The following is a 25,302-nucleotide window of genomic DNA, read 5'->3' on the forward strand; positions in this document are numbered from 1 at the left end:
CAGCACTGACATGAGCTCTCGTATGTCTGATCCCAGCAGCTCCCCCTCGCAGGGCGGACGCATTCGCGGCTTCCGCATCTTCCGACCGATTCTCGCAGGTGCCACTCTTCGAGAGCGTCTCATCGCTTGCGTGGGAGCTTTGATCGGCATCGCGCTCACAGGACTGATCTGCGGCTTGTTCTTCGGAGAGGGGCCACACATTCCCCTGATCGTGGCGCCCATGGGCGCGTCGGCGGTTCTGGTGTTTGCCGTACCGGCCAGTCCGCTTGCGCAGCCGTGGCCGGTCATCGGCGGCAACACCATCTCCGCGCTCATGGGCGTGGTCGCCGCCCACCTCGTCGCAGATCCGGTCATAGCCATCGGCGTGGGTGTCTCGCTTGCGATCGCCGCGATGTCCATCACGCGCTCGCTTCATCCTCCGGGCGGCGCAGCTGCCTTGACGGCCCTGATCGGTGGACCAGCGGTGACCTCGGCCGGTTACACGTTCCCCTTGTTCCCGGTCTGCATCAACTCGCTGATCCTGGTCACCCTCGGTATCGTGTTCCATAAGCTTTCGCGCCGGAATTATCCGCACGTTGCCGTCGCGGTTTCGGCTAACCCACATGGCACGACCGACCTGCCGGCATCGATCCGCGTCGGGTTCACGCCGGACGATGTGGATGCGGCCCTGGCCGAGCTCAACGAAGCACTGGACATCGATCGCTCCGATCTCGACAGGCTCTTACGCCAGGTCGAACAGCATGCGCTGGTACGTACACAAGGCGAGCTCACGTGCCGTGATGTGATGTCCCGTGACGTCGTGACGATCGGTCTGGATGGTACCGTCGATCGCGCGCGCGAGCTTCTGCTCACGCACAACATCAGAACGCTTCCGGTCGTCGATTCGGATGGTCGCCTGAAGGGGACGCTGGGGCTGCGCGAGTTGGCGCTCAAAGGCTCAGGCCGTATCGCCGAGGCTATGTCCGGAGCGAGAACGGCAGAGCCTACTGCCCCGGCTGTCAGCTTGGTTCCCTTGTTGAGCGATGGCCGCACCCATGCGATCATCGTGACATCCACGGACAAGAAAGTTCTCGGCGTGATTACCCAGACGGACCTATTGGCGACGCTCGCGCGCGCTGCGTCCACGAAGGGTCTCGTGCGCTGATCCTGACGGATCGTTCAAGCGGAGCTTCGATCGACCTTTCTGAGCGCGCGAACGAGTGCGGGCTCCATGGTCCGGAGCTCCTCGAGGTGCGCGGTCGTCAGTTCGGCGAGAACAGCCTCTGCTCGCGACGTCAGGGCGAGCTCCATTCGACGCCCGTCATGCGCGCTCCGCTTCTTGGTCAACAAGGACGCCTCGACCATCCGCGAGACCAGCTCGGCGGCGGTATGAGGCGCGATCAGGAGCCGGTCAGCCAGGACACCAACCGTTGGAGCTTCGGGTCCCACGTGTCCCGCAATAGCCAGCATGGCTTGGTGCTGCTGCTGAGGCAGGCCAGCCTGCTGCGCAGCGGCCTCGCTAAACGCGAGGAAGCGGCGGAGCTGGTAGCGAAAGGCTGCAATGGCTGCGTACTGCTCGCGTGATAACCCCTCTCGTGCCGGCTCCTCCGCGGTCATGTGGGTAACCTCTGCTGCCCGGCCCTGGACTATATCGTTCTACGATATATATCTGCGCCCACGTTGGGTAGGATATCCATGCAGCAGGACACATCGAACGCAATCCCCGCCAGCCGTGGAAGGGGGCTTGAAGGTGACCCGAAGCGCCCCTTGGGCGATTTCACCACCGACCGGCGCGTCCTCATCCTCGTGGCGATGGCGCTCGTCGTCGGCACCGGCGGGGCGCTCGCGGCCTGGCTGCTCGTCCAGCTGATCACCCTGGTGACGAACCTCGCCTGGTTCGGCCGCCTCGACACGACGCCGACTTCCATGGCCGCCGCGGCGCGGACACCCTGGATGGTGCTCGTGCCTGTCCTGGGCGGGCTCGTGATCGGGGCGATGGCGCGCTTCGGCTCGGAGAAGATCCGAGGCCACGGCATCCCGGAAGCCATCGAGGCGATCCTAATCGGCGGCAGCCGCATGTCGGCGAAGGTCGCCGTGCTCAAGCCGATCTCCTCGGCGATCTCGATCGGCAGCGGCGGGCCGTTCGGTGCGGAAGGGCCGATCATCATGACGGGCGGCGCCATCGGCTCCCTGTTCGCGCAGTTCTTCCACCTGAGTGCGGCGGAGCGCAAGACGCTCCTCGTGGCCGGCGCCGCGGCCGGGATGACCGCGATCTTCGGGACACCGATCGCGGCCGTGCTCCTGGCCGTCGAATTGCTGCTGTTCGAGTGGCGCCCGCGCAGCTTCATCCCGGTGGCCGCCGCCGCCATCACGGCGACCTGCTGGCGCCCGCTGCTCTTCGGAATCGGGCCGTTGTTCCCGTTCTCGGCCGGCCCGGCCCTGCCCTGGTGGGGCCTGATCGCCTGCGCGGGACTGGGCATTCTCGCCGGACTGCAGTCGGGCCTCCTGACGAAACTCCTCTACGTCCTGGAGGACGCCTTCGAGCGCCTGCCCATCCATTGGATGTGGTGGCCGGCCATCGGCGGGCTCTTCGTCGGCCTGGGCGGTCTGGTCGAACCCCGTGCGCTCGGAGTCGGCTACGACGTGATCGGCGATCTCCTGACCGGCGATCTCGCCGCCCGGGCCGTCCTGACGATCCTGGCCGTCAAGGCGGCGATCTGGCTGGTGGCGCTGTCGTCCGGCACGTCCGGAGGCGTGTTGGCGCCCCTGCTCATCCTCGGCGGTGCCCTCGGCTGGGTCGTCGGCCTCGCCCTGCCCGGAACGCCCGGCTTCTGGGCCTTGCTGGGCATGGCCGCCATGCTGGGCGGCACCATGCGCGCGCCGCTGACCGGGGCGCTCTTCGCGGTGGAACTCACCGGCGACGTTCACATCCTGGCCCCGTTGCTGGCCGCCACCGTCGCGGCCTACGCGGTGACGGTGCTGCTCCTGAAGCGCTCGATCCTGACGGAGAAGATCGCCCGGCGCGGGCAGCACGTGACGCGCGAGTACGGGCTCGATCCCTACGAGCTGACGCGCGTGGGCGCGGTCATGACCCGCACGGTCGATGTGCTCGATGGGGAGCAGTCGATCGCGGATGCCGTCAGGATGATCGAGACCGGACGGCATCACGCCTATCCGGTCGTCGATGGGCAGGGGCGCCCTGTGGGTTTGGTCACGCGCGGCGACGCCCTGCGCTGGAAGGCGGAGGGTGGACACGCCGGCGAGCGCCTCGAGGAACGGGTCTCCGATGCGTCCCTGGCCGTCGTTCATCCGGAGGACGTCGTCGCCCGCGCCCTCGACATCATGATGGCGACCGGCCAAGGGCGAGTTCCTGTGACGGAAGCCGAAAGCGGCGCCCTGGTCGGCCTGCTCACCCGTAAGGACCTTCTGCAAGTCCGAGCGACGGTCGTTCAGTCCGAGCGAGAGCGCCGAACCTTTCTCAGTCACCGGATGATCCGACACGCGAAGACACGATACGCGAGAAAGCGTGCGCAGGCTGTTGTGCGCTCTGATAGCTAGGTGCCCGACGCTTTTCGATTCGAAGTTGTTCAGGACTGCAAACTCGGTTCACTGTACGGTCTCGACGCGGGCAGTACACATGTAAAATGGCGTACCTTTGTTTGGAGATCCCGATGTTGTGGATCACGCGTATCTTCGATGACGCTGAATGGATCGACATCCGTGCCACGTTCGAGGACCAGTTCGAAGCATTCGGCCGTCCGCGGGACATGATGCTCGTAGCTGCTTCCTTGGGCGATGGACGACACCGCCTCTGCATCGGCGTACCGGAGCCCGAACTTCTGACGGCCTACTATGGATTCGACCCTGTACTCCGCGCCCGCCTACCGCCGGCGCCGACGTTTCTGGTTGGCCACCAGGATGTCTTCCAAGCCATGTTCCAGTGTGGCGGCTGAAGCTCTCGACGCTGCCCTGCATCCTGCTTTGACCATCCTGGAAGCCGTGGCTGTGAAGCTCACCCGCCTCACCCTGTTGGTACATGCTACCTCTGCCGGGCCTACGGACGACCACTCCCGTGCGCCAGGTCGCCCGTCATCATGCGAAGAGCGCTCCGGGAGTGACGGGGAACTGGCCCCGATCCCTACCCATTCGGCCTATGTATGAGGGCCCCTAACTGAACAAGATCAGCGACTTCGACAGTGTGGTCCAGATGCCCCACAGGATCGGGATTCCCACGGCGAGCCAAGCCAGTCCCGCCAGCGGACTGAAGCCCCCGCGCCCAATCCCGCCGGAACCGAAACGCAGAGGCGCCGAGCTCGCGCTTCCCTCGACTTCCACCGCGGAGAGTTCGGCATCGGTCATGAACCAGCGCGCCGCGAGCGGTCGCACCAGATGGTTGGCGAGGAAGCCGACCGCAAGGAATCCCGCGAGGATGTACATCGTCCGGGTGTAGAGCGCCGCCCCCTGGATGCCGGCATCGACCTGGGCTTGGCGGATCGCCGTCACCACGAAGGGGCCGACCATGCCGGCCGTGGACCAGGCGGTCAGGATCCGCCCGTGGATGGCGCCGACGAACTGGGTGCCGAAGACGTCGGCGAGGTAGGCCGGGATCGTCGAGAAGCCGCCACCATACATCGACAGGATCACGCAGAAGAACAGCACGAACAGCGCCTTGGAGCCGATGCCGGCGGCCCAGGGCGCGGCCGCGTAGAGCAGGCAACCAAGGACGAAGAAGGTGGCATAGGTGAGCTTGCGGCCGATCCTGTCCGACATCGACGCCCAGAAGAAGCGTCCGAGGATGTTGAAGAGCGAGAGCAGGCCGACGAACCCGGCCGCCACCGCCGCGATCTGGGTCTTCTGGCCGGCATCGAGCTGTCCGAAGCCGACACCCGGCTGACCGATCAGGGCGCCGCCGAAGATCTCCTGCAGCATCGGCGAGGCTAGGGCGAGCACGCCGATGCCGGCCGAGACGTTGAGAGCCAGGGCGGTCCAGAGCAGCCAGAACTGCGGAGTCTTGTGAGCCTTGTCGAGATGGACGTGGCCGGAGGTGATCATCGCGCTCTTCGCGCTCGGCGCGACCCAGTCCGGCGGCTGCCAGCCGGCGGGCGGGACCCGGTAGCCGAAGGCGCCGCAGAGCATCGCGACGATGTAGAGCCCGCCCATCACCGCCAGGGTCTGCCACACGCCGGCCGAGGTCGGCGTCTTGAACGTGTTGATCAGCAGGGTGGCCAGCGGCGAGCCGATCATGGCGCCGCCGCCGAAGCCCATGATGGCCATGCCGGTGGCCATGCCGCGCCGGTCGGGGAACCACTTCACCAGGGTCGAGACCGGGGAGATGTAGCCGAGCCCGAGGCCGATGCCGCCGATCAGGCCCATGCCGAGCCAGATCAGCCAGAGCTGGTGCAGGTAGACGCCGAGTGCGCCGATCAGGAACCCGCCGCCCCAGCAGAGGGCCGCCGCGAGGCCGGCCTTGCGGGGACCGGCTCGCTCCAGCCAGCCGCCGAACACCGCCGCCGACAAGCCGAGCATGACGATGCCGATGGAGAAGACGATCACGAGGTCGCTGACGCGCCAGTCGCAGGTGGTGGTGAACAGCGCCGTGGCGATGCTCATGTCCGGGCAGGCGGCCGGCGCGGGCTGGCCGACGCTGAGCGCCCGGGACAGGGGCAGCCAGAACACCGACAGCCCGTAGGACATCCCGATGCAGAGGTGGATGGCGAGGGCCGCGGGCGGCACCAGCCAACGGTTGAAGCCGGGCTCTGCAATGGTATTGTCGCGGGATAACCAGCCATGAGAACGCGCGTCCGCCAAGGACGCGCCAGCAACGCGAACACTCATCTCAGGCTTCTCTCCCTCAGCGGCCTCGTAGGGCCTTGTTATTCGATTGAATAAATCAACACGGTAATCGCTTATTTATTCCGGGAAAGAACATTCCCGGGGCCCCACGCGAACTGCTGAACATGAACGGAGCGGGACTCAGCTCACACGGTGCGTGAAAGGTGTATTACTTAAAGCGACCAGGCAGGTCGACGGTCGGCTCGACGTCGAGGCCGGTGACGATCATCGTGCAGGGTTGATCGCCTACTGTGCCGGAACGATGACCGGTCCGCCCGTCGCTCTCCTTCGTGTTCTGGTCCTCGCCGAACATGATCTCGCCGGGCCCCATCTCGACGCGGGTGCCGTCCATGGTCTCGACAAACCATCGGCCCGTGAGAACCGCGATCCACTGAGGCTTCGGATTCTCGTGCCAGTCACCGATCCAACCGGCGGGGAGCACAGTAAAGGTCACGCCAGCCTTCGATGGATCCATTTTGTCGTTCCATTGCGGGGCGACCTCCGCGTTTACGCCCTCGAACACGAAGGACGAAAGCTCGCAGCGCTTTTGGCGGCTGACGCCCTCGGCGTCAGTGTAGACATGCCAATAAGGCATGCGGGGCGACTGCTGATCGGTCATACGCTCAGTATTCCTCAGGGGTTGCCGGGACTGGGACTGGGTTTCTCTGTGGGGGGCATTCGGTTGCCCGAGAGGTGGACACTTATGAACCAGCAATGACCACCAGTAGCAATCCGCCTACGAGGCCCAGGTTTTTGAGGAAGTCCCACAAGTGCGCGCGGCCCTTGCCGTTCTCCGACCAGAAGTCCGGGTACTTCCACCAACGATGATAAAAAAGTGCAGTAACCACGCAGAAGCCTGCGAGCACGAAGGCAGCGGCCCGGTCGAACCAGCCCAATACAATCATCACCGGCGTCACTGCCTCTACAAAAACGCCGACGACAACAAGTACAGCTGGACTAGGCAGAGGACCGGATGAGGCCTGCTTTATCGCGTCATGCCAATGTACCATCTTATCCAGCGCGCTTATTGGAAACAGGCACACGAGGCAGATCTTCGCCACGAGTGGTATCCCTATAAGGTTGAGCCCTGTCATCGCCTCGGCATCCATCATTCAATGTAAATGGGGCGAGACGGGGCATGATCCATTGGGGACCGGCGTTCCTGAAGTGAGATTCTTGTCTGCCAACGTACTGTTCTCGACGCTCCATCCGGCGCTTCGAGCCACGAACCGGTTACCTTGGGAGCTGCAACGCTGGCAGGGTCTCCACGTTGGCAGCGCAAGTTCGAACACTTCAAAGCAGGACGTTGAATGCCGGCGGATCATTACGACGTCATCGTGATCGGCTCAGGTCCGGGAGGCGGCTCGCTGACCAGCCGGCTCGCTAGTACCGGCAAGCGCATCTTACTCTTGGAGCGCGGCGACTACCTTCCCCGCTCCCAAGAAAATTGGAGCGCGAAAGCCGTGTTCGTCGAGGGCAAGTACCAAGCAAAGGAGACGTGGTACGGAGGTGATGGTCACGCCTTTCATCCGGGACTGCACTACTATGTTGGCGGCAACTCCAAGGTGTACGGCGCAGCCTTGTTCCGCATGCGAGAGCGCGACTTCGGAGAGGTTCGCCACGTCGACGGCGTATCGCCTGCCTGGCCGGTCTCCTACGCAGAGTTCGAGCCCTACTACGCAGAGGCGGAGCGCCTTTTCGCAGTGCACGGCAACCGCGGCGAGGACCCGAACGAGCCCTGGTCGAGCGGTCCCTACGATTACCCGGCGGTGAGCCATGCGCCGCGGATCCAGAAGCTCTCCGACGATTGGCGCAAGGCCGGATTGCGCCCATTCCACCTGCCGCTTGGGATCAAGCTCGACGAGCGCAACGGCCGCCCCACCCCCACCTCGATCTGCATCCGCTGTGACGCCTTCGACGGCTTCCCTTGCCTGCTGAACGGCAAGGCCGACGCCCAAGTGATGACCGTCGATCCGACATTAGACCGGCACGACAACGTCACGCTCCTCGTGAACGCCTACGTCTCACGACTCGAGACCGACCCCGTTGGCAGGACAGTCACCGGCGTCTGCGTGACTCGGGAAGGACAGGAGGAGCGTTACTCAGCCGACGTCGTCGTGGTCGCCTGCGGTGCGCTGTGCTCGGCGCTGCTGCTCTTGCGCTCAGCCAACGCCGTGCACCCGAACGGTCTCGCCAATGGCTCAGATCAAGTCGGGCGCAACTACATCCGCCATAACATGTCGGTGCTCATGGGACTGTCGAAGGAGGTCAACGAGACCATCTTCCAAAAGACCCTCGCCGTCTCCGACTTCTACTTCGGATCGCAGGAGTGGGAGTTCCCGATGGGTCTGATCCAGATGTGCGCCAAGACGCACCCGGACCAAATTCGAGGCGAGGAGTTCCCCGCCTGGACGGAGTTCCTGCCGAATGCTCCGTTCGACATGATGGCCCGCCACTCCGTCGACTTTTGGCTCCAGAGCGAGGATCTACCTCACCCCGACAACCGCATCACCATCGGCCGCGACGGACGCGTGACTCTCAACGTTGCGCAAAACAATCGTGAGGCGCACGAGCGGCTGCGTCTGAAGCTGGAGGAGTTGCTCGAGCCAGGCGGGCTCTACAGCTACATATTTGAGCGTTCTCTCTATCTCGGCAAGGATATTCCGCTGTCAGGCACCGCGCACCAAGCTGGCACCCTTCGCTTTGGCACAGACCCGAAGGCAAGCGTTCTGGACCCCAATTGCAAAGCGCACGAACTCGATAACCTCTACGCCACCGACGCGAGCTTCTTCCCCTCGATCGGCGCCGTGAACCCGACGCTGACGATCATTGCCAACGCATTGCGGGTTGCCGACCACATCGAGCGCCGCCTCACCTGACGACATGCTACGCGCCCCCGCTCCGCGGCCCGCCTTCTGACCTGTTCCGGATCCTACAGGGCGCGCGCTGCATGCTGTGACAGTTGTCTGCCAGAGGACAGGCCCATGAGAAAACTCATCGAGAATTATGCCCTCATCGGCGACGGCGAGACTGCTGCACTGGTTGGCCGCGACGGGTCGGTCGACTGGCTCTGCTGGCCCCGCTTCGACTCGGACGCATGCCTGGCTGCCCTACTCGGTACGGACGAGCATGGCAGCTGGAGGCTCGCTCCCATTCAATCCGCGCGGGTTGAGCGCCGCTACCAACCCGACACGCTCATACTCGAGACCGACTTCCATACGAGCGACGGCGCGGTCCGCCTGACCGACTTCATGCCGGTGGGGGACGGCAACTCCGTCCTGGTGCGGATCGTCACCGGCCTGCGCGGAAGCGTACGCGTCCGGACCGTACTCAACCTGCGATTCGATTACGGTTCGCTCTCCCCCTGGCTAGAGCGGCACGGCAAGCGTGCGCTCGCCCGCACCGGTCCAGGCCTTGTCGTCCTGCACGCCCCTGTTGTCCTCAGTGGCGATCAGCAGATCATCGAGGCTGAGTTTGAGGTGAATGAAGGGGACGAGTTATCGTTCGAGTTGATGTACGGCGCTTCCACCGAGCCTGCCCCAGATCGCATCGATGCGAAGCGAGCGCTCACGGCAACACAGAAATACTGGCGTGAGTGGGTCGGCCAGCTCAAAAATCCGACGCCTTGGCCGGAGGCCGTGCGCCGCTCCCTCATCACGCTGAAGGCCCTGATCTATCGCCCATCCGGGGGCATTGTCGCAGCCCCAACGACATCACTACCGGAGGCTCCCGCCGGTGAGATGAACTGGGACTACCGCTACGCTTGGCTCCGTGACTCGACCTTCACTCTCTCAGCGCTGCTGAATGCCGGGTTTACGGAGGAGGCCGTCGCCTGGCGCGATTGGCTGTTGCGCGCTGTCGCGGGTGATCCTGACAAGATGCGGATCATGTACCGCATTGATGGAGGACGCCGGCTGGAGGAATGGACTGTCGCATGGTTGCCCGGTTATCGCTGGTCCAAACCCGTGCGCATCGGCAACGCGGCGGCGGGCCAGCGTCAGCTCGACATTTATGGCGAGGTGATGGACACGATTCATCTCGCAGCCCAAGCAGGGGTGGAGCGCTCGAACCAGGAGCGGATCCTCGAGGAGGCGGTCGTACGCCATGTCGAGACGGTTTGGCGGAAGCCCGATCAGGGACTGTGGGAGGCGCGCGGCGAGCCACGCCATTACGTGTACTCCAAGGTGATGTGTTGGGTCGCGATCGACCGCTTCCTCGACGGCCGAGCCAAGGTGGCGGATGCCGACCCGGCGATGCTGTCGCACATGACGGACCTGCGAGACTGCATGCACGCGGAGATCTGCCAGGAAGGTTACGATCCTGGGCTAGGCACCTTTGTGGACTACTATGGTGGACAAGAGCTCGATGCCAGCTTGCTGTTGCTGCCACTTGTCGGATTTCTTCGGATTGACGATGAGCGCATTGCACGCACCATCGCGGCAATCGAACGGGATCTCGTCGACGAGGGTCTGGTGAGGCGCTGGAAGGCGCGCAGCCCAAACCCGGAGGGCACCTTCCTCGCCTGCACCTGTTGGTTAGCCGACTGCCAAGCTCTTCAAGGGCGGCGTGAGGCAGCGCACGAGACTTTCGAGCGGCTGCTCGCTGTGCGGAACGATCTGGGGCTTTTGGCTGAGGAGTACAACGTTCCCGGCCGGCACCTCTCGGGCAACTTCCCGCAAGCCCTCAGCCACCTCGCGCTCATCCAGACGGCTCTTAGCCTCTCGGGTCCCACGCTGCGGCGTGGCCGGGCAGCGGACATGGGGAAAGCTGGCGACGGCGGGCCGTGCGACTGAAAGCCAGGATCTTGCTCTCCAGCAGAGTAATCTCCAGGCGCACAATCCTGGCCGAATCAACGTCACCTAAAGCATTACCCCGTCATGCCGCCTTCGTCGTCCCGCGAACACTAAACTGAGCTCGCATGGAGAGGAGAGAATTATGTGCAGTCTCGACGAGATTTTTGCCAACAACCGTGGTTGGGCAGCGCGGCGGGTCTCTGACGACCCCGCATTCTTTACCCGTTTATCTAAGGAGCAATCCCCACGCTACATGTGGATCGGCTGTTCGGACAGCCGCGTGCCAGCCAATGAGATTATCGGCGTGGAACCGGGAGAGGTGTTCGTACACAGAAACATCGCAAATTTAGTCGTGCATTCGGATCTGAATTGTTTATCGGCATTGGAGTATGCTGTCGAGGTTCTTGAGATCGCGCATATCCTGCTGGTTGGTCATTATGGTTGTGGCGGCGTCCAGGCCGTAGCCGAGAAGCGCTCAGCTGGGTTGGTGGACAATTGGTTGCGCCATATCGAGGATATCGCATTCAAGCACGCGGCCTGGATCGACACCGCAATCGATGACGAGGACCGGTGCGCTCGGCTCGCGGAACTGAACGTCATCGAGCAGGTAGCCAACGTGTGCCGCACCACGATCCTGCAGCGCGCTTGGTATCGAGGCTGCCGCATCTCGGTACACGGCCTAATCTACAGCTTACGGGACGGACTCCTTCGTGAACTCGTTCCCGGCGTCAGCAATGGGCAATTGTGGCAGCAACGCTACGACGTCTCACTTAGAGCGCTGAAGGAGCCCGCACCGGCCGAGTCGGTGCTTATACCTGAACGATAGATAGAAGATCCTCGAAACCACCATAACGTGAGCACCGGCCGCGGTTCGCATTGCATGTTCGCAGATCGCCCGCCCCATCGTGCTGGCGGACGAGGCGCCAACATCCCCGTTCGCCTTCTGACACAGGGCACCGCCACCTATCGCCTTCGCCGCTGCCACCGCCTCAAAACTCAGAAGAGCTTCATGAGAATAAAGCACCTGAACGGACAGGCAAGGTCCCTAGCGTGCCCTTCAGTTTATTAGATGAGCGGCGTCGAATGGCTGTACGGCAGGGTACACACAGGCTTGTTCGCCATCCTGAGCTCGGGCACTCTCGAAAAGTACCCATCAGGCCGTCAGACGCCAGCTACGATCGTCGAAACGGTCGGATCGAGAACTCGGCGCCCTCAGAGAAATCGCACGGAGACGCAGCGATGCTAGCGACTCATGATTGGAACATTTTTGGACGAAGAGAGCAGGCCGGGATCCGTTGTGCCATCCGGCAGGACCGCCCCGTGCCGACTTTTATCCAAGGTGCGGCATGGGAGTTCGTTGCTGCCATCAGAGCCGGCGAACCGGTCCCGTCCTGGTTCCGTCTTCGGATGGCTCGGCATTCGATGAAGGGTCTTGGATACTATTTGTTTCTCACCCTATAAACCCCTTCAACAACGACTTTTATACAGACCTAGCTACAAATGGTTCTCGTTTACTCCTGAGCAGCCCCGATGTCAGACATGATGCACACGCGCGTTGACGAATGGCGGCCGGACTGTGCAAAATCCATCTAGAGAGAAAATCTGTTTGGTCTTGTTTCAGCGGCATTCAACATGCAAATGCCGGCCTATTTCGTCAATTCAGCTTGGTGTTCCGGCTAATTCAAGCGCCGCGGGACCTTGATTGCTGTCGAGACTTCACGAGGGCTAAGATGGTGCCTGGTCTGTTACGCGTTGCAGGACCTCCCCATGCCGTCCCGCACGTGGATCCGCCTGAAGCGCTGGACTCCTGTTTTTCCGTGGTCGTACCTCACTCGGCGCGGCTCCTTTCGCTCTACGACCAAGCAACCTTCAGTGAGGGTCCGGCCTGGTGGCCTGCTCGCCAATCGCTCGTATGGTCCGATATCGAGGGACGACGCGTGCTCGGCTGGCACGAGGATGGGCGCGTCGAGGTCGTCGTCGACGCGACGCCGTTTATCAATGGCCATACGATCGACTGCGAGGGCAACCTCGTTCACTGCGAGCACGGGAACCGGCGCCTTTCACGTACGACGCCGGATGGACGCTACGAACCCCTGGTGGAGAGATACCGGGGACGACGCTTCAACTCCCCCAACGACGTTGTTTGCGCTGCAGACGGCGCGCTCTGGTTCAGTGATCCGAGCTTTGGCCTGAAAATGCCCAAGCAGGGCCTACTCGCAGAGTCCGAGATCGACCATTGCAGCGTCTACCGCGTCGATCCGGTGACATTCGAGGCGACCCGGATGGCAGATTTAGAACAGCCTAACGGTCTCGCCTTTACCCCTGATGGCCAGACCCTCTACGTCACCGACACCTCCCGCTCCCTTGGTGGCGACCGGCACACGATCTTCGCTTTCGACGTGACCGGGACCTGGGAGCTTAAGAACCGACGTGTCTTCGCTCAGATCGACCCAGGTATACCGGACGGCCTGCGTGTCGACAGCCGGGGCTGGGTTTGGACAAGCTCGGAAGCTGGCGTGCAGGTTCTTTCAAGTACCGGACTACCGCTTGGCTTGATTCCGACACCACAGGCCTGCTCAAATCTCTGCTTTTCTCCAGATGAAGCGCGCTTGTTTATTACATCACAAGCCAATCTCTACGCTATCGATCTCAACGCCGATCATTCTACCATGAGGCCACCCTGAAGATCACCCGCCCTGGTATTACTTATAATTTCAGACTTAATGCTTACAGTTAGAAACCTATGATACCTAACAAAATAGCCGAACAAAATTCGATGTAGACGTACTATATTTCATTCTCCACCGCACTAGACGCTTTGTACGGCGCCGGCCGTCTTGAGCGCTCGCAGGAGCAACCATCCATGGCCGAGACTGTAGGCGATTTTTTCTGGAAACGGCTCGCCGAATGGGGTGTGAGAACAATCTTCGGCTACCCCGGCGATGGTATCAACGGTCTGCTGGGGTCGATGCAGCGCCTCGGCTCGCCGTTCGAGTTCATCCAAGTCCGCCATGAAGAAATGGCGGCCTTCATGGCGAGCGCCTACGCCAAGTTCACTGGAGAGGTTGGGGTCTGCCTGGCCACCTCCGGTCCGGGGGCGACGCATCTTCTCACGGGCATGTACGACGCCCGCCTCGACCACGTGCCGCTGCTTGCGATCGTGGGCCAGCAGGCACGCAACGTCAACGGTGCCCACTATCAGCAGGAATTCGATCTCACGAGCGTGTACAAGGACGTGGCCGCCTACGTGCAACAAGCCTCCTCGCCCGCGCAGGTCCGCCACATCGTCGACCGCGCCATGCGCATCGCCAAGGCAGAGCGAAAAGTCTCGGCTATCATCCTACCCAACGACCTGCAGGACATCCCCTACGAAGGGCCTGTGCGCAAGCATGGCAACACTTTCTCCGGCGTCGGCTACGCCGCGCCCAAGGTCGTGCCGTTCGATGAGGATCTCGAGCGTGCCGCCGACGTGCTCAACGCCGGCGAGAAGGTGGCAATCCTCGTCGGTGCGGGCGCGCTGCGCGCCACCGACGAGGTCATCGCGGTGGCCGACAAGCTTCAGGCGGGGGTGGCCAAGGCGCTGCTCGGCAAGGCGGCGCTGCCCGATGATCTACCGTTCGTGACCGGCACCATTGGGCTGCTCGGTTCGAAGCCGTCCTCCGACATGATGGAGGAATGCGATACCTTGCTGATGATCGGCTCCGGGTTCCCGTGGGCCGAGTTCTTGCCCAAGGAGGGTCAAGCGCGGGGCGTACAGATCGACATCGCACCAGAGATGCTGTCGCTGCGCTACCCCATGGAGGTGCCGCTCTGCGGCGAGGCCGGCGAGACGCTGCGTGCGCTGCTGCCGCTCCTGAAGCAGAAGGCGGAGGGCGGCCCCTGGCGCACCGGCATCGAGGAGGGGATGGTCTCCTGGTGGAAGGAGGCCGAGGACCGGGCGATGGCGAAAGCCGACCCCGTCAACCCCCAGCGGGTGACCTGGGAGCTCTCACCGCGTATGCCCGAGCGGGCGATCATCACCTCGGACTCCGGCTCCTGCGCGAACTGGTACGCCCGAGACCTCAAGATGCGACGTGGCCAGATGTGCTCCCTTTCGGGCGGCCTTGCCTCGATGGGTGCGGCGGTACCCTACGCTATCGCGGCCAAGGTCGCGCATCCGGACCGGCCCGTAATCGCGCTCGTCGGTGACGGTGCCATGCAGATGAACAACATGGCCGAGTTGATCACGGTCGCGAAGTACATGCATCGCTGGTCCAACAAAACCTGGATCTGTTGCGTATTCAACAACGAGGACTTGAATCAAGTCACTTGGGAACAGCGGGTCATGGAGGGTAACCCGAAGTTCGAGGCAAGCCAGAACATCCCGAACGTGCCCTACCACAGGTTCGCTGAGCTGATTGGTTTAAGGGGTATCTATGTCGATAATCCCGAACGCATGGGCGCCGCCTGGGACGAGGCTCTGGCGAGTCCACTGCCGGTGGTGCTGGAGGTGAAAACCGACCCCGAGGTGCCACCGCTACCGCCGTTCCTCACCTTGCAGCAGGTGCAGAACTTCATGTCGATGCTCGGCAAGGGCGATCCGAAGGAGGGCCACCTTCTCGTGGACACGGCGAGGCAGGTCCTGAGTTCCGTCCTGCCTGGCAGCAAGTAGAACCAGGCATCAACCCCATGCGCGACGATCCGATGATCGCGTCGGTGCAGGCCAGGGCCTACACCGTTCCCACCGACGCACCTGAAGCCGACGGCACACTGGCCTGGGACCGGACGACGATCGTCGTCGTCCACGTCGAGGCCGGCGGCGAGAGCGGGCTCGGCTACAGCTATACGGACGCGAGCGCCGCCGCGCTGGTCGGTAAGGCGCTGGGCCCCAGGATCTTAGGGCTGTCCGCCCTCGACATCCCGCGGGCGAACGCGGTGCTCCGCGGCGCGGTGCGCAACCTCGGCCGCACTGGGCTCGCCGCGAACGCCATCTCGGCCTTCGACACCGCTCTATGGGACCTCAAAGCCAAGCTGCTTGGCCTGCCGCTCGCTCGCCTGCTTGGACAAGCGCGCGACAGCGCACCGATCTACGGCAGCGGCGGCTTCACCAGCTATGACGATCGGCAGCTGCGTACACAGCTTAGTCGCTGGGTCGAGGTCGACGGCTGCAGCGGTGTCAAGATGAAGGTCGGCAGTGAGCCGTGCCGTGACCCCGCACGCATGCAAGCAGCCAAGCAGTCCATTGGCAAGGCAACCCTTTTCATCGACGCGAACGGTGCCTTCACTCCAAAGGCCGCGATCGCTTTCGCCGAGGCGGCGAAGGAGTTTGGCGTCGCGTGGTTCGAGGAGCCGGTGACCAGTGATGATCTGGCCGGTCTTGCCGACGTTCGCGCTGCCGCACCGCCAGGCATGGAGATCGCGGCGGGCGAGTACGTCTACACTCTCGACGACCTGCGGGGGCTCCTCGAAGCTGGGGCCGTTGACGTGGCGCAGGCGGACGTCACCCGCTGCGGTGGCTACACGGGCTTCCTGGAAGCCGCTGTCTTGTGCGAGGCGGCCCATCTCGACCTTTCGGGTCACTGTGCGCCCGCCCTGCATCTGCCCGCTGCGGTGGCCGTGCCCCGCTTCCGGCACCTGGAGTGGTTTCACGATCACGTACGGATCGAGGCGATGTTCTTCGACGGCGCACCGGTCCCATGCGGCGGGACGATCAGCCCGGACCTTTCGCGGCCCGGCCATGGCCTCAATCTCAAATCGCAGGACGCTGATGCCTATGCCGTCTGACCGCTCGCCACGCCCTCGAAAGGATCGCCGGGCTGCGTTGCGCGCTGTAGATCGACTCGGCCCGCTCACTCGCCCGCGTGTGGCGCCACTGCGCTTAGAGGCCGCCGTGCACCCGGTCACGGTGCTCGCGGCTGTGGCGGCGGGCGCGGGCCTGCTCACCTGGATTGCCGCGGGACGTTCGAAACGTCTCGGCCCGGCTCCGCATGGCGGACGGCAGGCGCCGCCTGACCGCGGACGGGCTTACGGACGGCGCGGCGCGGAAGTCACTGCCAGCGCCGCGCAGCGCCTCAATCATGCCTCCTCGCTGCTGGCTGGCTCGGTGCTATTCGATTCCTCGTTGGAACATTACCGGGGCCAGTTCTTCAACCGGGCGATGTACACGCCTATCATCGTCTCGAGCATCACCCTTGCCTCCTCGCTGCACGGCGCGGGCGACACCGATCCCGGCCGCTCGGGTATGCGCCACGCGGTGCAGGCGGTCGCCGGCGCAACTGGGCTCGTCGGCTTCGGCTTCCATGCCTGGAACGTGGGCAAGCGGGAGGGTGGCTACTCCTTCCAGAACCTGTTCTATGCCGCTCCTATCGGCGCGCCGATGGCGCTGACGCTCGCCGGGTTGCTTGGCGTCGCAGCCGAACGAGTGCGCGACGCCGATCCCGACGCGCCCCGACTGGCTGCCCTGCCCGCCGGCAAGGTACTGGCGTTGGCCACCGCCGCAATGCTGCTGGGTACCACCGCGGAGGCCGGGCTGCTGCACTTCCGCGGCGCTTTCCAAAACCCGGCGATGCTGATCCCCGTGACCCTGCCGCCGCTCGGCGCGGCGGCGCTAGCGCTCGCGGCTACCCGGGAGCCCGGAACCTCCCAGGCCGATGCCAAGGCAGCCATGTGGGCGGTCTCGGCCATGGGAGTCGCGGGCGTTGCCTTCCACGCCTATGGCGTCGCCCGGATGATGGGCGGCTGGAGCAACTGGCGTCAGAACCTCATCGACGGCCCCCCGCTGCCTGCGCCCCCCTCGTTCTCGGGGGTCGCGCTGGGTGGTCTGGCCGCCCTCGAACTCGTCGAACGCCACCGTTCCCTGTCTAGCCCCCGGAGGCTCCATGCACCCCCGTAAAGACCACTTCCCCGGCTACGACGTGCTGGCCAAACGCGACACGCCGTCGTGGAACGCCAAGACCCGAGCGGTCATCGACGAGCGGCTGGCCATCACGCCGGAGACGCATCGCTTCCTCGATAAGGCGGCGTTCGCGACCCTGCAGGCCGTTGCGGAGCGCATCGTGCCCCAGCCCTCGGACCGGACCCCGCTGGTACCCGTGGCGGCGATGGTCGACCACAAGCTCGCGAGTGGCGAACACGATGGCTACCGCTACGCTGGCTTGCCGGAGCAGGGCGAGGCATGGCGGTGCGGCCTCAAAGCTCTGGACGCCGAAGCGCAAAAGGCTTTCGGCGCTCCCTTTTCTGATCTTGGCGCGTGGGCTCAGGACGGGCTGCTGAAGGCTTGTGAGAAGGGCGGGCTCACAGGGCCGGCCTGGGACGGCATGCCGAGCGATCTGTTCTTCAAGAAGCGGATCATCCCCGATCTCGTGAGGGCCTACTACGCTCACCCCACCGCTTGGAGCGAGATCGGCTGGGGTGGTCCGGCGAGCCCGCGTGGCTACGTCCGTATGGGCTTCGATCGCCGCGACCCATGGGAAGCGGCCGAGAGCTACCCTGGTCATGAGGACGAGGCTTACGCCGAGAACCTGCGCGTCGGCCGCTGAGGACTGTTGAGCGACATGCGTATCTCAGGAACTGGCAACGCCGCGGACGACCCACGAGCCGGCACGCCTGCCGACGACCCGATGCACAGGCCCCGTGCCGCCCGGGGCCGAGCGCCGAACGTGATGCGTATGGGCGAGTGGGTGCCGATGCGCCAGTTCCGTGATGGAGAGGAGATCGACTTCGTTGTCGTCGGCACCGGCGCGGGCGGCGGTACGCTGGCCTGCAGCTTGGCCGAGCAGGGCTTCACCGTGGCAGCGTTCGATGCCGGTCCGTACTGGCGTCCGCTCGAGGACTTCGCCTCCGACGAGATGCATCAGTCGAAGCTCTACTGGACGGACGAGCGCATCGTCGACGGCGAGAACCCGCTGCAGATGGGCTCGAACAACTCCGGCAAGTCCGTCGGTGGCTCCACCGTACACTACGCGATGGTCGCTCTGCGCTTCCGCCCCGAGTGGTTCAAGGCGCGCACGCTTCTGGGCTACGGCGCGGACTGGCCGCTCGATTGGCGCGAGATGTGGTCGTACTACGACCAGGTCGAGGACGACCTGAAGATCTCCGGCCCGGTCACGTATCCTTGGGGACCTAAGCGCCCGCGCTACCGCTACCGCGCCCACGAGCTGAACGCCGCCGCCAAGGTGCTGGCCCGCGGGGCCGAAGCGATGGGCATCGCCTGGACCCCCACGCCGCTCGCCACGGTCTCGGCCCCACGCGGTGATAGCCCTCCTTGTGTCTACCGTGGCTTCTGCACGCTCGGCTGCTCGACGAACGCCAAGCAGAGCGTCCTCGTGACCTACCTGCCGCGCGCGCTTAGGGCCGGCGCCGAAATCCGTGACCTCGCCATGGTTGGGCGGATCGAGACCAAGGGCGGGCGCGCCACCGGCGTGCACTACTATCGTGAGGGCCGCTGGCGCTTCCAGCGGGCCAAGAACGTGGTGGTGGCCGGCTACGCCATCGAGACGCCGCGGCTGCTCTTGATGTCGGCCAATCGCGAGTTCCCGGACGGCCTCGCCAATTCCTCGGGGCTGGTGGGCAAGAACCTCATGGTCCAGGGCAATCAGGCGGTCTGGGGCGACTTCGACGAGGAGATCCGAAGCTACAAGGGGCCGCCCTCGCTCGCGGTCACCGAGCACTGGAACTACGAGGATCGCGGCAAGGACTTCTTCGGCGGCTACTGCTACATGAGCCAGGGCCCGCTCCCGACGCTTTGGGGTAGCACGCAATCTGGCGCGCACGGCCTCTGGGGGGAGGCGCTGGTCTCCGAGATGCAGCGCTACAACCACGTCGCCGGGCTCAAGGTCGTCTCCGAGTACCTGCCGCAGGAGCGCAACCAAGTCACCCTGACAGGGGAAAAGGATCAATACGGGCTTCCGATTCCACGTATCACCTATTCCTGGTGCGACAACGACAAGGCGCTGAACCGTCACGGCCTCGGCTTCATGGGACAGGCACTGGCCGCAGCTGGGGGGCGCAACATCTGGGAGCAGCGCGACGACACCTGCCATCTCTACGGCACCGCCCGCATGGGTGACGACCCGAAGACCTCCGTGGTGAACGGCGACTGCCGCTCCTGGGACATTCCCAACCTTTGGGTCTGCGACGGCTCCGTCTTCCCGACGGCCGGTGGGGTGAACCCCTCACTCACGATCCAAGCGATCGCCCTGCGCACTAGCGATCGCATAAAGGCGAGTGCCCGGGACGGAGTGGGCGGGCGTGCCTGACACGAACCAGATGCCGGGAGAGGGCGGACCCTCCCGCTTACCTCGCAGGGCCGCAGCCATACTGGCCCGGCTGGCGGTTATCTCCGGGATGGTTGAACTCGGCGGCTGCGGCGTACTCGACCACGGCTTCCTCGGTGCGGCCGGGCCAGTCGCCGAGCAGACCCGCAGCCTCTTCCTGCTCGCCTGCTCCATCCTGCTCTTCGTTGTCGGGCCTGTGCTGATGCTCACGCCGATCATCGCGTGGCACTACCGAATCTCGAACACGAAGAGCGCCTACCGGCCGAAATGGGCCTTCAATTGGCCGCTCGAAGGGCTGATCTGGATCCCGCCCCTCATCATCGTCGTCGTCCTCGCGGTGTTCCTGTGGCGCGACACGCACGCGCTCGATCCTTACAAGCCGCTCGCGTCCCCCAATCCGCCGGTCGAGGTCCAGGTGGTGGCACTCGATTGGAAGTGGCTGTTCATCTATCCCGCGGAAGGGGTCGCGAGTGTCAACGAGCTCGCCTTCCCCGCAGACCGGCCGATCCACCTCAGCCTGACCAGTGCCACGGTCATGCAGTCGTTCTTCGTGCCCAAGCTCGGCGGTCAGATCTACGCGATGGCGGGCATGACCACGCAGCACAACCTGGCCGCCAGCGAGCCGGGCCGCTTCCGCGGTGAGAACACGCAGTTCAACGGGAAGGGGTTCCAGAACCAGAAGTTCGCCGTCCTGGCTCAGTCCAGGGACGATTACGCAGCTTGGCTCTCGCGGGCGCGCGCAGGCGGAAAGACCCTCGACATGAACGCCTTCGAGTCGCTGTCCGTCCGCTCAATCCAGGCCGAGCCGCTTCTGTTCGGGTCGGTCACGCCTGGCCTGTTCCAATCCATCGTCGACCTAGACCACCCAGGCGTTCATGCCGCCGACATGAAGGACCATCGATGAGCGGCGACAGCCTTTGGTATCTGCTACTCGGTCGCCTCGACGCGAAGTCTCTCCCCTTCGTGCGAGCCTGGGAAAATCCGAACATCAGCGAGATCATCGGTGCCTTCGCGGGTGCGCTGGTGGTGATTGGCGCCATCGCCCTGGTGGCGGTGCTGACCTGGAAGCGCTGGTGGCGCCCGCTCTTCCTGGAGTGGCTGACCAGCCTCGATCACAAGAAGATCGGCATCATGTACATCGCGCTCGCTGGCGTGATGTTCACGCGTGCGCTGATTGAGGCGGTATTGATGCGCACGCAGCAATCACTCGCGGTCAATGCCCCTGGCATTGTCGGGCCAGAGCATTTTGCGCAACTGTTCAGCACGCACGGCAGCATCATGATCTTCTTCATGGCGATGCCGTTTCTGACCGGCCTGATCAACTACGTCGTTCCGCTCCAGATCGGCGCCCGTGACGTGGCCTTTCCGCTGCTAAACTCGATCAGCTTGATGCTGACAGCAGGGGGCGCCGGTCTCGTGATGGTCTCACTCGCAATTGGGGAGTTCTCCACGGGCGGCTGGTCAGGCTACCCGCCCTACACAGAGACCGCGTATCAGCCGGGTGTCGGGCCGGATTACTGGATCTGGGCGATCACCCTCTCGTCGATCGGTACAACCCTCTCGGGCCTCAACTTCGCGTCCACGATCTACAAGAAGCGCTGCCCCGGCATGCATCTCATGCGCATGCCGCTGTTTTGCTGGACCACCCTGTGCACGGCGATTCTGATGATTTTCGCGATGCCGCCGCTCACCGTAGCGACCGCCCTGCTCGCCCTTGACCGCTACCTCGGCTTCCACTTCTTCACGAACGATCTCGGCGGCAACATGATGAACTACGTGAACCTCTTCTGGCTGTTCGGCCACCCGGAGGTTTACATCGTCATCTTGCCGTCATTCGGGATCTACTCGGAAGTCGTTTCGGCCTTCTCGTCAAAAGAACTCTACGGCTACACATCGCTCGTCATCGCCACCATGGTCATCGCCCTGCTCTCATTCACGGTCTGGGTGCACCACTTTTTCACGATGGGTCAAAGCCCCGACATTAACTCCTACTTCGGCATCGCCACGATGCTGATCGGCGTGCCCACCGGGGTCAAAGTCTACGATTGGATCTGGACGATGTTCCGGGGCAAGTTGCGCTTTACCCCACCGATGCTGTTCTCAGTCGCCTTCATCATCACCTTCGTGCTCGGCGGTTTTTCCGGCATCCTGCTCGCGATCCCGCCGATCGACTTTGTGGTCCACAACACCGTCTTCCTGGTCGCCCACTTCCACAACGTGCTCATTCCCGGCACTCTCTACGGCCTGATCGCCGGCTATCAGTACTGGTTCCCGAAGGCGTTCGGGTTCCGGCTGTCGGAAGGCTGGGGGAAGATCTCCTTCGTCTGCTGGGTTGTCGGCTTCTACCTCGCCTTCATGCCGCTCTACGTGCTCGGTCTCGGGGGCATGCCGCGGCGTTCCCAGGCCTTGTTCGAGCCCGACTACTGGCCCTGGCTCCTGGTTGCGGAGATCGGAGCCTTCATCCTGCTCGCTGGGCTCGTAACGCTGTTCGTGCAGCTCTGGGTCAGCGTGCGGGATCGTGAGAGCAACCGCGTGCCCGTTGGCGATCCCTGGGATGCGCGCAGCCTCGAGTGGTCGGTCTCCGCGCCACCGCCGGAATACAACTTCGCGACCATCCCCCACGTCAGCGGGCGTGATACGTTTTTCCTGCGCAAAGTTCATGACGGCGCCTACAAGCCCGCCCATCATTACCGCGGTATCGAGATGCCGAAGAACAGCTGGGTTGGGCCGCTCGTCGGACTGGGCAGCGCAATCTGCGCCTTCGGCCTCGTCTGGCACATCTGGTGGATGGCGGGCCTCGGCTTCGCGGGGATCTGGGTACCTGTGATCGCGCGCAGCTTCGTGCGCGACACCCACCGCTGGATTCCCGCAGCCGAGGTGGAAGTCGCGGATCGTCACTGGCTCGATTTAGCGCACGCCACGCACCCCGTGCCGCGTGAGCTCGAAGAGAGCCATGTCAATCGCGGGCTCGCGGAGATCATTCCGGCTGAGGTGGCGGCATGACGGGACCGCAACTCCAGCACGTCGACCTCGACCTCAAGGGCTCAGGCCATCTCGAGCTCAATGAGGCCGAGACCGGGGTCCACGGGTTCTGGATCTTCCTGATGAGCGACGCGATGGTGTTCGCGCTGCTCTTTGCGGTCTACGGCACGCAGGTCGCGGCCACGGCAGGTGCGCCGGGACCGCAGGCCGAGTTCAAGCTCGGCAGCGCCTTCATCGAGACGTTGATCCTGCTCACGAGCAGTCTCACGTTTGGGCTCGCCTCGATCACGATGAAGTACGACCGCTCTTGCACGAAGCTTGTCGCACTGCTCTGCCTGACCCTCGTTCTCGGCATCGCCTTCCTGGGCTTCGAGTTGAACGATTTCGCGACGATGTTCTCCGACAACGCCACACCGGATCGTAGCGGCTTCCTCTCTGTCTTCTTCGCCCTCGTGCCGACGCACGGCCTCCACGTCACGGCCGGCTGCCTCTGGATCCTGGTGATGCTCGTGCAGATCGCGATCTTTGGGACAGATGCCCGCGTCAAGCTGAACTTGCTGAAACTCGGCCTGTTCTGGCACTTCCTCGACATCATCTGGATCGCGATCTTCTCCGTGGTTTACCTGCAGGGAAAGCTTGGATGAGTGCGCAGGGCCAATCAAGGGCGAAAGTGTTGCTCAAGACCATGGGTGCCGCCGCCGCGCTCGGCACCACCAGGCTGCTGTCAGGTGGCGCTGGGAAGCCGAAGGAGCCACCTCGGCTCGACGAGCACCGCAACGAGGAGTCTAACGAGGACGCCTCGCAGTCCAGGCGCAGCGACCTGATCACCTACGGGGTCGGCTACGTCCTGGCTCTGGGTTTGACCTGCGTCGCTTTCGCGCTCGTGCATTGGCACTGGGCGAGCGGCGCTACGGCCCTGGGCGTTGTCTTCGCCCTCGCGCTGATCCAAGCCATCGTGCACTTCCGCTGCTTCCTACACGTCAGCCTGAGGCGCACAGCCCGCGACGACCTGGAGCTCATCCTGTTCTCAACGCTTATCATCGCCCTGATGGCGGGCGGCACGCTCGTCGTGCTGTTCAACCTCCGCACGCGCATGATGTAGCCGGCCGCGGGCTGATAGCCGAGGCCGATCGATGGGTGCCTCAGCGGCGGCGCGGCCGCCGCGAAGCGTCGATCGATCGGGCAGCCGCCATAGCGCCGATCAGAGCCGCGCCGAGCGCCGCAGCAATGCCGAGTTTCAGCCAGCGCGGATCTGCCGCCGGAACGGTGGAGATTGCTTGATCGTCAAAGCGCCCGTGGGCACCAGGATCCTTGTCGACGGGGTCGTAGAGGTTGTCCGGGCGGTTCACTATCGCGGCTTGGCTCGTCATCTCACCGCTGTAGCCATTCCGCGCGAGGTAGCCGTCGATCCAGCCTGGCATGATCATGTTGCCCAGGATCGCCTTCCAAGTTGGAACGCCGATCCAGAGCTCCCGTGGAGCATTGTGTGCGGCGCGGTAGACGTGACGGGCGATCGCCTCGGGCTGGTAGATCGGCGGCACCGGCTCGAGCTTGCGCGGCATGCGTGAGCGCGCCCAATCGAACTGCGGTGTGTTGACGGCGGGGAGCTGCACCATCGTCAGCCGCACACGGCTGCCGTCGTGCAGAAGTTCACTGCGCAGACTGTCGAGGAAACCGCGCACGGCGGCCTTCCCGGCGCAATAGGCGGATTGCAGAGGAATCGAGCGGTACGCGAGCGCCGAGCCAATGCAGATGATGTTGCCCGCATCGCGTGGGGTCATGTGCTTGAGCGCAGCAAGGGTTCCGTAGACCTGGCCGAGGTACGTGACGTCCGTCACCCGCTTGTACTCATCGGGTCCCGTCCGCTGGACAGGCGCGTAGATCGTGACCATCGCGACATTGATCCACACGTCGATGGCTCCGAATTGTGCCACCGTCTCGTCGGCCGCTCGCATCACGGCATCGGCATCCGCCACGTCGACCTGATGAGCCATAGCGCGCCCGCCGGCTCGCTCGATGTCTCGCACGGTTCCCGCCAATCCAGCCTCGCCCCTGGCTAACACCGCAACGTTCCAACGATGTCGGGCGAACTCATGCGCAATGGCTCGCCCGACACCTGCGCTTGCACCCGTTACTACAACGGTCTGGCGCCTGCCCGTCGATGATGCTCGGCTCATGGATCTTCCTCCTCTCGAAACGTAGCGCGGCCTGGTCAAGGAAGCGGCGATTGGGACAGCGGCTCAACGCTGGACCAACCGTCGCCAACAACCCCGTCCCGAACCGGCACCCAGGGCACTGCTTGCCTTTGCGAGTACCGATGAGGCGCCCGACCTCGAGCATGGTTGCCTGCTGCGCGTGGTGCCACCAGTCTTCGTTGGTGCGTGCGCTGCCTGCGAGCAGAACCAGATGCTCGCAGCCTGCTTCGGACTACAGAAGGGTAACCAAGCCTGGCATGAAGCCGA

General features: G+C 64.0%; 21 protein-coding genes. 16 read left to right on the plus strand and 5 right to left on the minus strand.

Translation table 11 applies throughout. The annotated features are described in order from the left end of the window. Positions 1-22 precede the first annotated feature (22 nt). On the plus strand, positions 23-1,144 hold the full coding sequence (locus ASF57_RS22325; RefSeq protein ID WP_056487655.1) for an HPP family protein: 1,122 nt from the start codon (positions 23-25) through the stop codon (positions 1,142-1,144). A 14-nt stretch (positions 1,145-1,158) separates the two neighbouring features. On the opposite strand, the gene ASF57_RS22330 is transcribed toward ASF57_RS22325, so the two are convergent. Next, on the minus strand, positions 1,159-1,596 hold the full coding sequence (locus tag ASF57_RS22330; protein ID WP_056487658.1) for a helix-turn-helix domain-containing protein: 438 nt from the start codon (positions 1,594-1,596) through the stop codon (positions 1,159-1,161). 78 nt (positions 1,597-1,674) lie between these two features. Between ASF57_RS22330 and ASF57_RS22335 the strand changes: the two genes are divergently transcribed. Both ASF57_RS22335 and ASF57_RS22340 read left to right on the plus strand, forming a co-directional pair. Continuing rightward, positions 1,675-3,537 carry a chloride channel protein gene (locus tag ASF57_RS22335; protein ID WP_056487661.1) on the plus strand — a complete coding sequence of 621 codons (1,863 nt, stop codon included), beginning with the start codon at positions 1,675-1,677 and terminating at the stop codon, positions 3,535-3,537. Positions 3,538-3,650: 113 nt separating this feature from the next. Further along, positions 3,651-3,932, plus strand: a complete 282-nt coding sequence (locus tag ASF57_RS22340) for a hypothetical protein (RefSeq protein ID WP_156376283.1) — start codon at positions 3,651-3,653, stop codon at positions 3,930-3,932. A 214-nt stretch (positions 3,933-4,146) separates the two neighbouring features. Here the strand turns inward: ASF57_RS22340 and ASF57_RS22345 are convergent, their stop codons facing one another. From ASF57_RS22345 to ASF57_RS22355, 3 genes are all read right to left on the minus strand, one after another. After that, complete coding sequence (locus tag ASF57_RS22345) at positions 4,147-5,814, minus strand: OFA family MFS transporter (protein WP_056487667.1); 1,668 nt, start codon at positions 5,812-5,814, stop codon at positions 4,147-4,149. Between the two features lie 166 nt (positions 5,815-5,980). Beyond that, positions 5,981-6,430 carry a cupin gene (locus tag ASF57_RS22350; protein ID WP_056487670.1) on the minus strand — a complete coding sequence of 150 codons (450 nt, stop codon included), beginning with the start codon at positions 6,428-6,430 and terminating at the stop codon, positions 5,981-5,983. An 82-nt stretch (positions 6,431-6,512) separates the two neighbouring features. Next, complete coding sequence (locus ASF57_RS22355; protein ID WP_244477066.1) at positions 6,513-6,872, minus strand: DoxX family protein; 360 nt, start codon at positions 6,870-6,872, stop codon at positions 6,513-6,515. A 249-nt stretch (positions 6,873-7,121) separates the two neighbouring features. Here ASF57_RS22355 and ASF57_RS22360 point away from each other — a divergent pair, with 249 nt between their 5' ends. From ASF57_RS22360 to ASF57_RS22420, 13 genes are all read left to right on the plus strand, one after another. Continuing rightward, positions 7,122-8,690, plus strand: coding sequence for a GMC family oxidoreductase (locus ASF57_RS22360; protein WP_056487676.1), 1,569 nt, complete (start codon positions 7,122-7,124; stop codon positions 8,688-8,690). Positions 8,691-8,795: 105 nt separating this feature from the next. Beyond that, positions 8,796-10,604, plus strand: a complete 1,809-nt coding sequence (locus ASF57_RS22365; RefSeq protein ID WP_056487679.1) for a glycoside hydrolase family 15 protein — start codon at positions 8,796-8,798, stop codon at positions 10,602-10,604. Positions 10,605-10,746: 142 nt separating this feature from the next. After that, a complete protein-coding gene (gene can / locus ASF57_RS22370) occupies positions 10,747-11,430 on the plus strand; it encodes a carbonate dehydratase (RefSeq protein WP_056487682.1) in 684 nt (227 codons plus the stop codon). 904 nt (positions 11,431-12,334) lie between these two features. Further along, entirely contained in the window at positions 12,335-13,288 is a 954-nt protein-coding gene (locus ASF57_RS22375; RefSeq protein WP_056487687.1) for an SMP-30/gluconolactonase/LRE family protein, read from the plus strand. 179 nt (positions 13,289-13,467) lie between these two features. Then, positions 13,468-15,255: a thiamine pyrophosphate-requiring protein gene (locus ASF57_RS22380; protein ID WP_056487690.1), complete on the plus strand. Its 1,788-nt coding sequence runs from the start codon at positions 13,468-13,470 to the stop codon at positions 15,253-15,255. A 17-nt stretch (positions 15,256-15,272) separates the two neighbouring features. Beyond that, on the plus strand, positions 15,273-16,367 hold the full coding sequence (locus ASF57_RS22385) for an enolase C-terminal domain-like protein (protein ID WP_056487693.1): 1,095 nt from the start codon (positions 15,273-15,275) through the stop codon (positions 16,365-16,367). A gap of 106 nt (positions 16,368-16,473) precedes the next feature. Further along, on the plus strand, positions 16,474-17,475 hold the full coding sequence (locus ASF57_RS22390; RefSeq protein ID WP_244477067.1) for a hypothetical protein: 1,002 nt from the start codon (positions 16,474-16,476) through the stop codon (positions 17,473-17,475). Next, positions 17,462-18,121 carry a gluconate 2-dehydrogenase subunit 3 family protein gene (locus ASF57_RS22395; RefSeq protein WP_056487699.1) on the plus strand — a complete coding sequence of 220 codons (660 nt, stop codon included), beginning with the start codon at positions 17,462-17,464 and terminating at the stop codon, positions 18,119-18,121. Before ASF57_RS22390 ends, ASF57_RS22395 begins: the two co-directional genes overlap by 14 nt. Before the next feature lie 15 nt (positions 18,122-18,136). Beyond that, positions 18,137-19,840 (plus strand): GMC family oxidoreductase, encoded by a 1,704-nt coding sequence (locus ASF57_RS22400; protein WP_056487702.1) that lies wholly within the window; start codon positions 18,137-18,139, stop codon positions 19,838-19,840. Positions 19,841-19,928: 88 nt separating this feature from the next. After that, positions 19,929-20,762, plus strand: a complete 834-nt coding sequence (locus ASF57_RS22405; RefSeq protein WP_244477068.1) for a COX aromatic rich motif-containing protein — start codon at positions 19,929-19,931, stop codon at positions 20,760-20,762. After that, on the plus strand, positions 20,759-22,861 hold the full coding sequence (locus ASF57_RS22410) for a cbb3-type cytochrome c oxidase subunit I (RefSeq protein WP_056487705.1): 2,103 nt from the start codon (positions 20,759-20,761) through the stop codon (positions 22,859-22,861). The genes ASF57_RS22405 and ASF57_RS22410 overlap by 4 nt, the downstream gene beginning before the upstream one ends. Beyond that, complete coding sequence (locus ASF57_RS22415) at positions 22,858-23,484, plus strand: cytochrome c oxidase subunit 3 (protein ID WP_056487708.1); 627 nt, start codon at positions 22,858-22,860, stop codon at positions 23,482-23,484. The genes ASF57_RS22410 and ASF57_RS22415 overlap by 4 nt, the downstream gene beginning before the upstream one ends. A gap of 29 nt (positions 23,485-23,513) precedes the next feature. Continuing rightward, positions 23,514-23,942 carry a cytochrome C oxidase subunit IV family protein gene (locus tag ASF57_RS22420; protein WP_200935914.1) on the plus strand — a complete coding sequence of 143 codons (429 nt, stop codon included), beginning with the start codon at positions 23,514-23,516 and terminating at the stop codon, positions 23,940-23,942. Positions 23,943-23,982: 40 nt separating this feature from the next. Here ASF57_RS22420 and ASF57_RS22425 read toward each other — a convergent pair whose 3' ends face one another. Further along, positions 23,983-25,017, minus strand: coding sequence for an SDR family oxidoreductase (locus ASF57_RS22425; protein ID WP_056487710.1), 1,035 nt, complete (start codon positions 25,015-25,017; stop codon positions 23,983-23,985). Positions 25,018-25,302: the final 285 nt, after the last annotated feature.

The organism is Methylobacterium sp. Leaf117, assembly GCF_001422985.1.
Taxonomy (GTDB): domain Bacteria; phylum Pseudomonadota; class Alphaproteobacteria; order Rhizobiales; family Beijerinckiaceae; genus Methylobacterium.

What these genes read in the sequence shown, in the direction of transcription:
- ASF57_RS22405 (WP_244477068.1), top strand. Translation starts at nt 19,929, where the DNA reads ATGGTTGAACTCGGCGGCTGCGGCGTACTCGACCACGGCTTCCTCGGT.
- ASF57_RS22360 (WP_056487676.1), top strand. Translation starts at nt 7,122, where the DNA reads ATGCCGGCGGATCATTACGACGTCATCGTGATCGGCTCAGGTCCGGGA.
- ASF57_RS22330 (WP_056487658.1), bottom strand. Translation starts at nt 1,596, where the DNA reads ATGACCGCGGAGGAGCCGGCACGAGAGGGGTTATCACGCGAGCAGTAC.
- ASF57_RS22410 (WP_056487705.1), top strand. Translation starts at nt 20,759, where the DNA reads ATGAGCGGCGACAGCCTTTGGTATCTGCTACTCGGTCGCCTCGACGCG.
- ASF57_RS22395 (WP_056487699.1), top strand. Translation starts at nt 17,462, where the DNA reads ATGCACCCCCGTAAAGACCACTTCCCCGGCTACGACGTGCTGGCCAAA.
- ASF57_RS22400 (WP_056487702.1), top strand. Translation starts at nt 18,137, where the DNA reads ATGCGTATCTCAGGAACTGGCAACGCCGCGGACGACCCACGAGCCGGC.
- ASF57_RS22350 (WP_056487670.1), bottom strand. Translation starts at nt 6,430, where the DNA reads ATGACCGATCAGCAGTCGCCCCGCATGCCTTATTGGCATGTCTACACT.
- can (WP_056487682.1), top strand. Translation starts at nt 10,747, where the DNA reads ATGTGCAGTCTCGACGAGATTTTTGCCAACAACCGTGGTTGGGCAGCG.
- ASF57_RS22340 (WP_156376283.1), top strand. Translation starts at nt 3,651, where the DNA reads ATGTTGTGGATCACGCGTATCTTCGATGACGCTGAATGGATCGACATC.
- ASF57_RS22365 (WP_056487679.1), top strand. Translation starts at nt 8,796, where the DNA reads ATGAGAAAACTCATCGAGAATTATGCCCTCATCGGCGACGGCGAGACT.
- ASF57_RS22385 (WP_056487693.1), top strand. Translation starts at nt 15,273, where the DNA reads ATGCGCGACGATCCGATGATCGCGTCGGTGCAGGCCAGGGCCTACACC.
- ASF57_RS22325 (WP_056487655.1), top strand. Translation starts at nt 23, where the DNA reads ATGTCTGATCCCAGCAGCTCCCCCTCGCAGGGCGGACGCATTCGCGGC.
- ASF57_RS22380 (WP_056487690.1), top strand. Translation starts at nt 13,468, where the DNA reads ATGGCCGAGACTGTAGGCGATTTTTTCTGGAAACGGCTCGCCGAATGG.
- ASF57_RS22425 (WP_056487710.1), bottom strand. Translation starts at nt 25,017, where the DNA reads ATGAGCCGAGCATCATCGACGGGCAGGCGCCAGACCGTTGTAGTAACG.
- ASF57_RS22415 (WP_056487708.1), top strand. Translation starts at nt 22,858, where the DNA reads ATGACGGGACCGCAACTCCAGCACGTCGACCTCGACCTCAAGGGCTCA.
- ASF57_RS22335 (WP_056487661.1), top strand. Translation starts at nt 1,675, where the DNA reads ATGCAGCAGGACACATCGAACGCAATCCCCGCCAGCCGTGGAAGGGGG.
- ASF57_RS22375 (WP_056487687.1), top strand. Translation starts at nt 12,335, where the DNA reads ATGGTGCCTGGTCTGTTACGCGTTGCAGGACCTCCCCATGCCGTCCCG.
- ASF57_RS22345 (WP_056487667.1), bottom strand. Translation starts at nt 5,814, where the DNA reads ATGAGTGTTCGCGTTGCTGGCGCGTCCTTGGCGGACGCGCGTTCTCAT.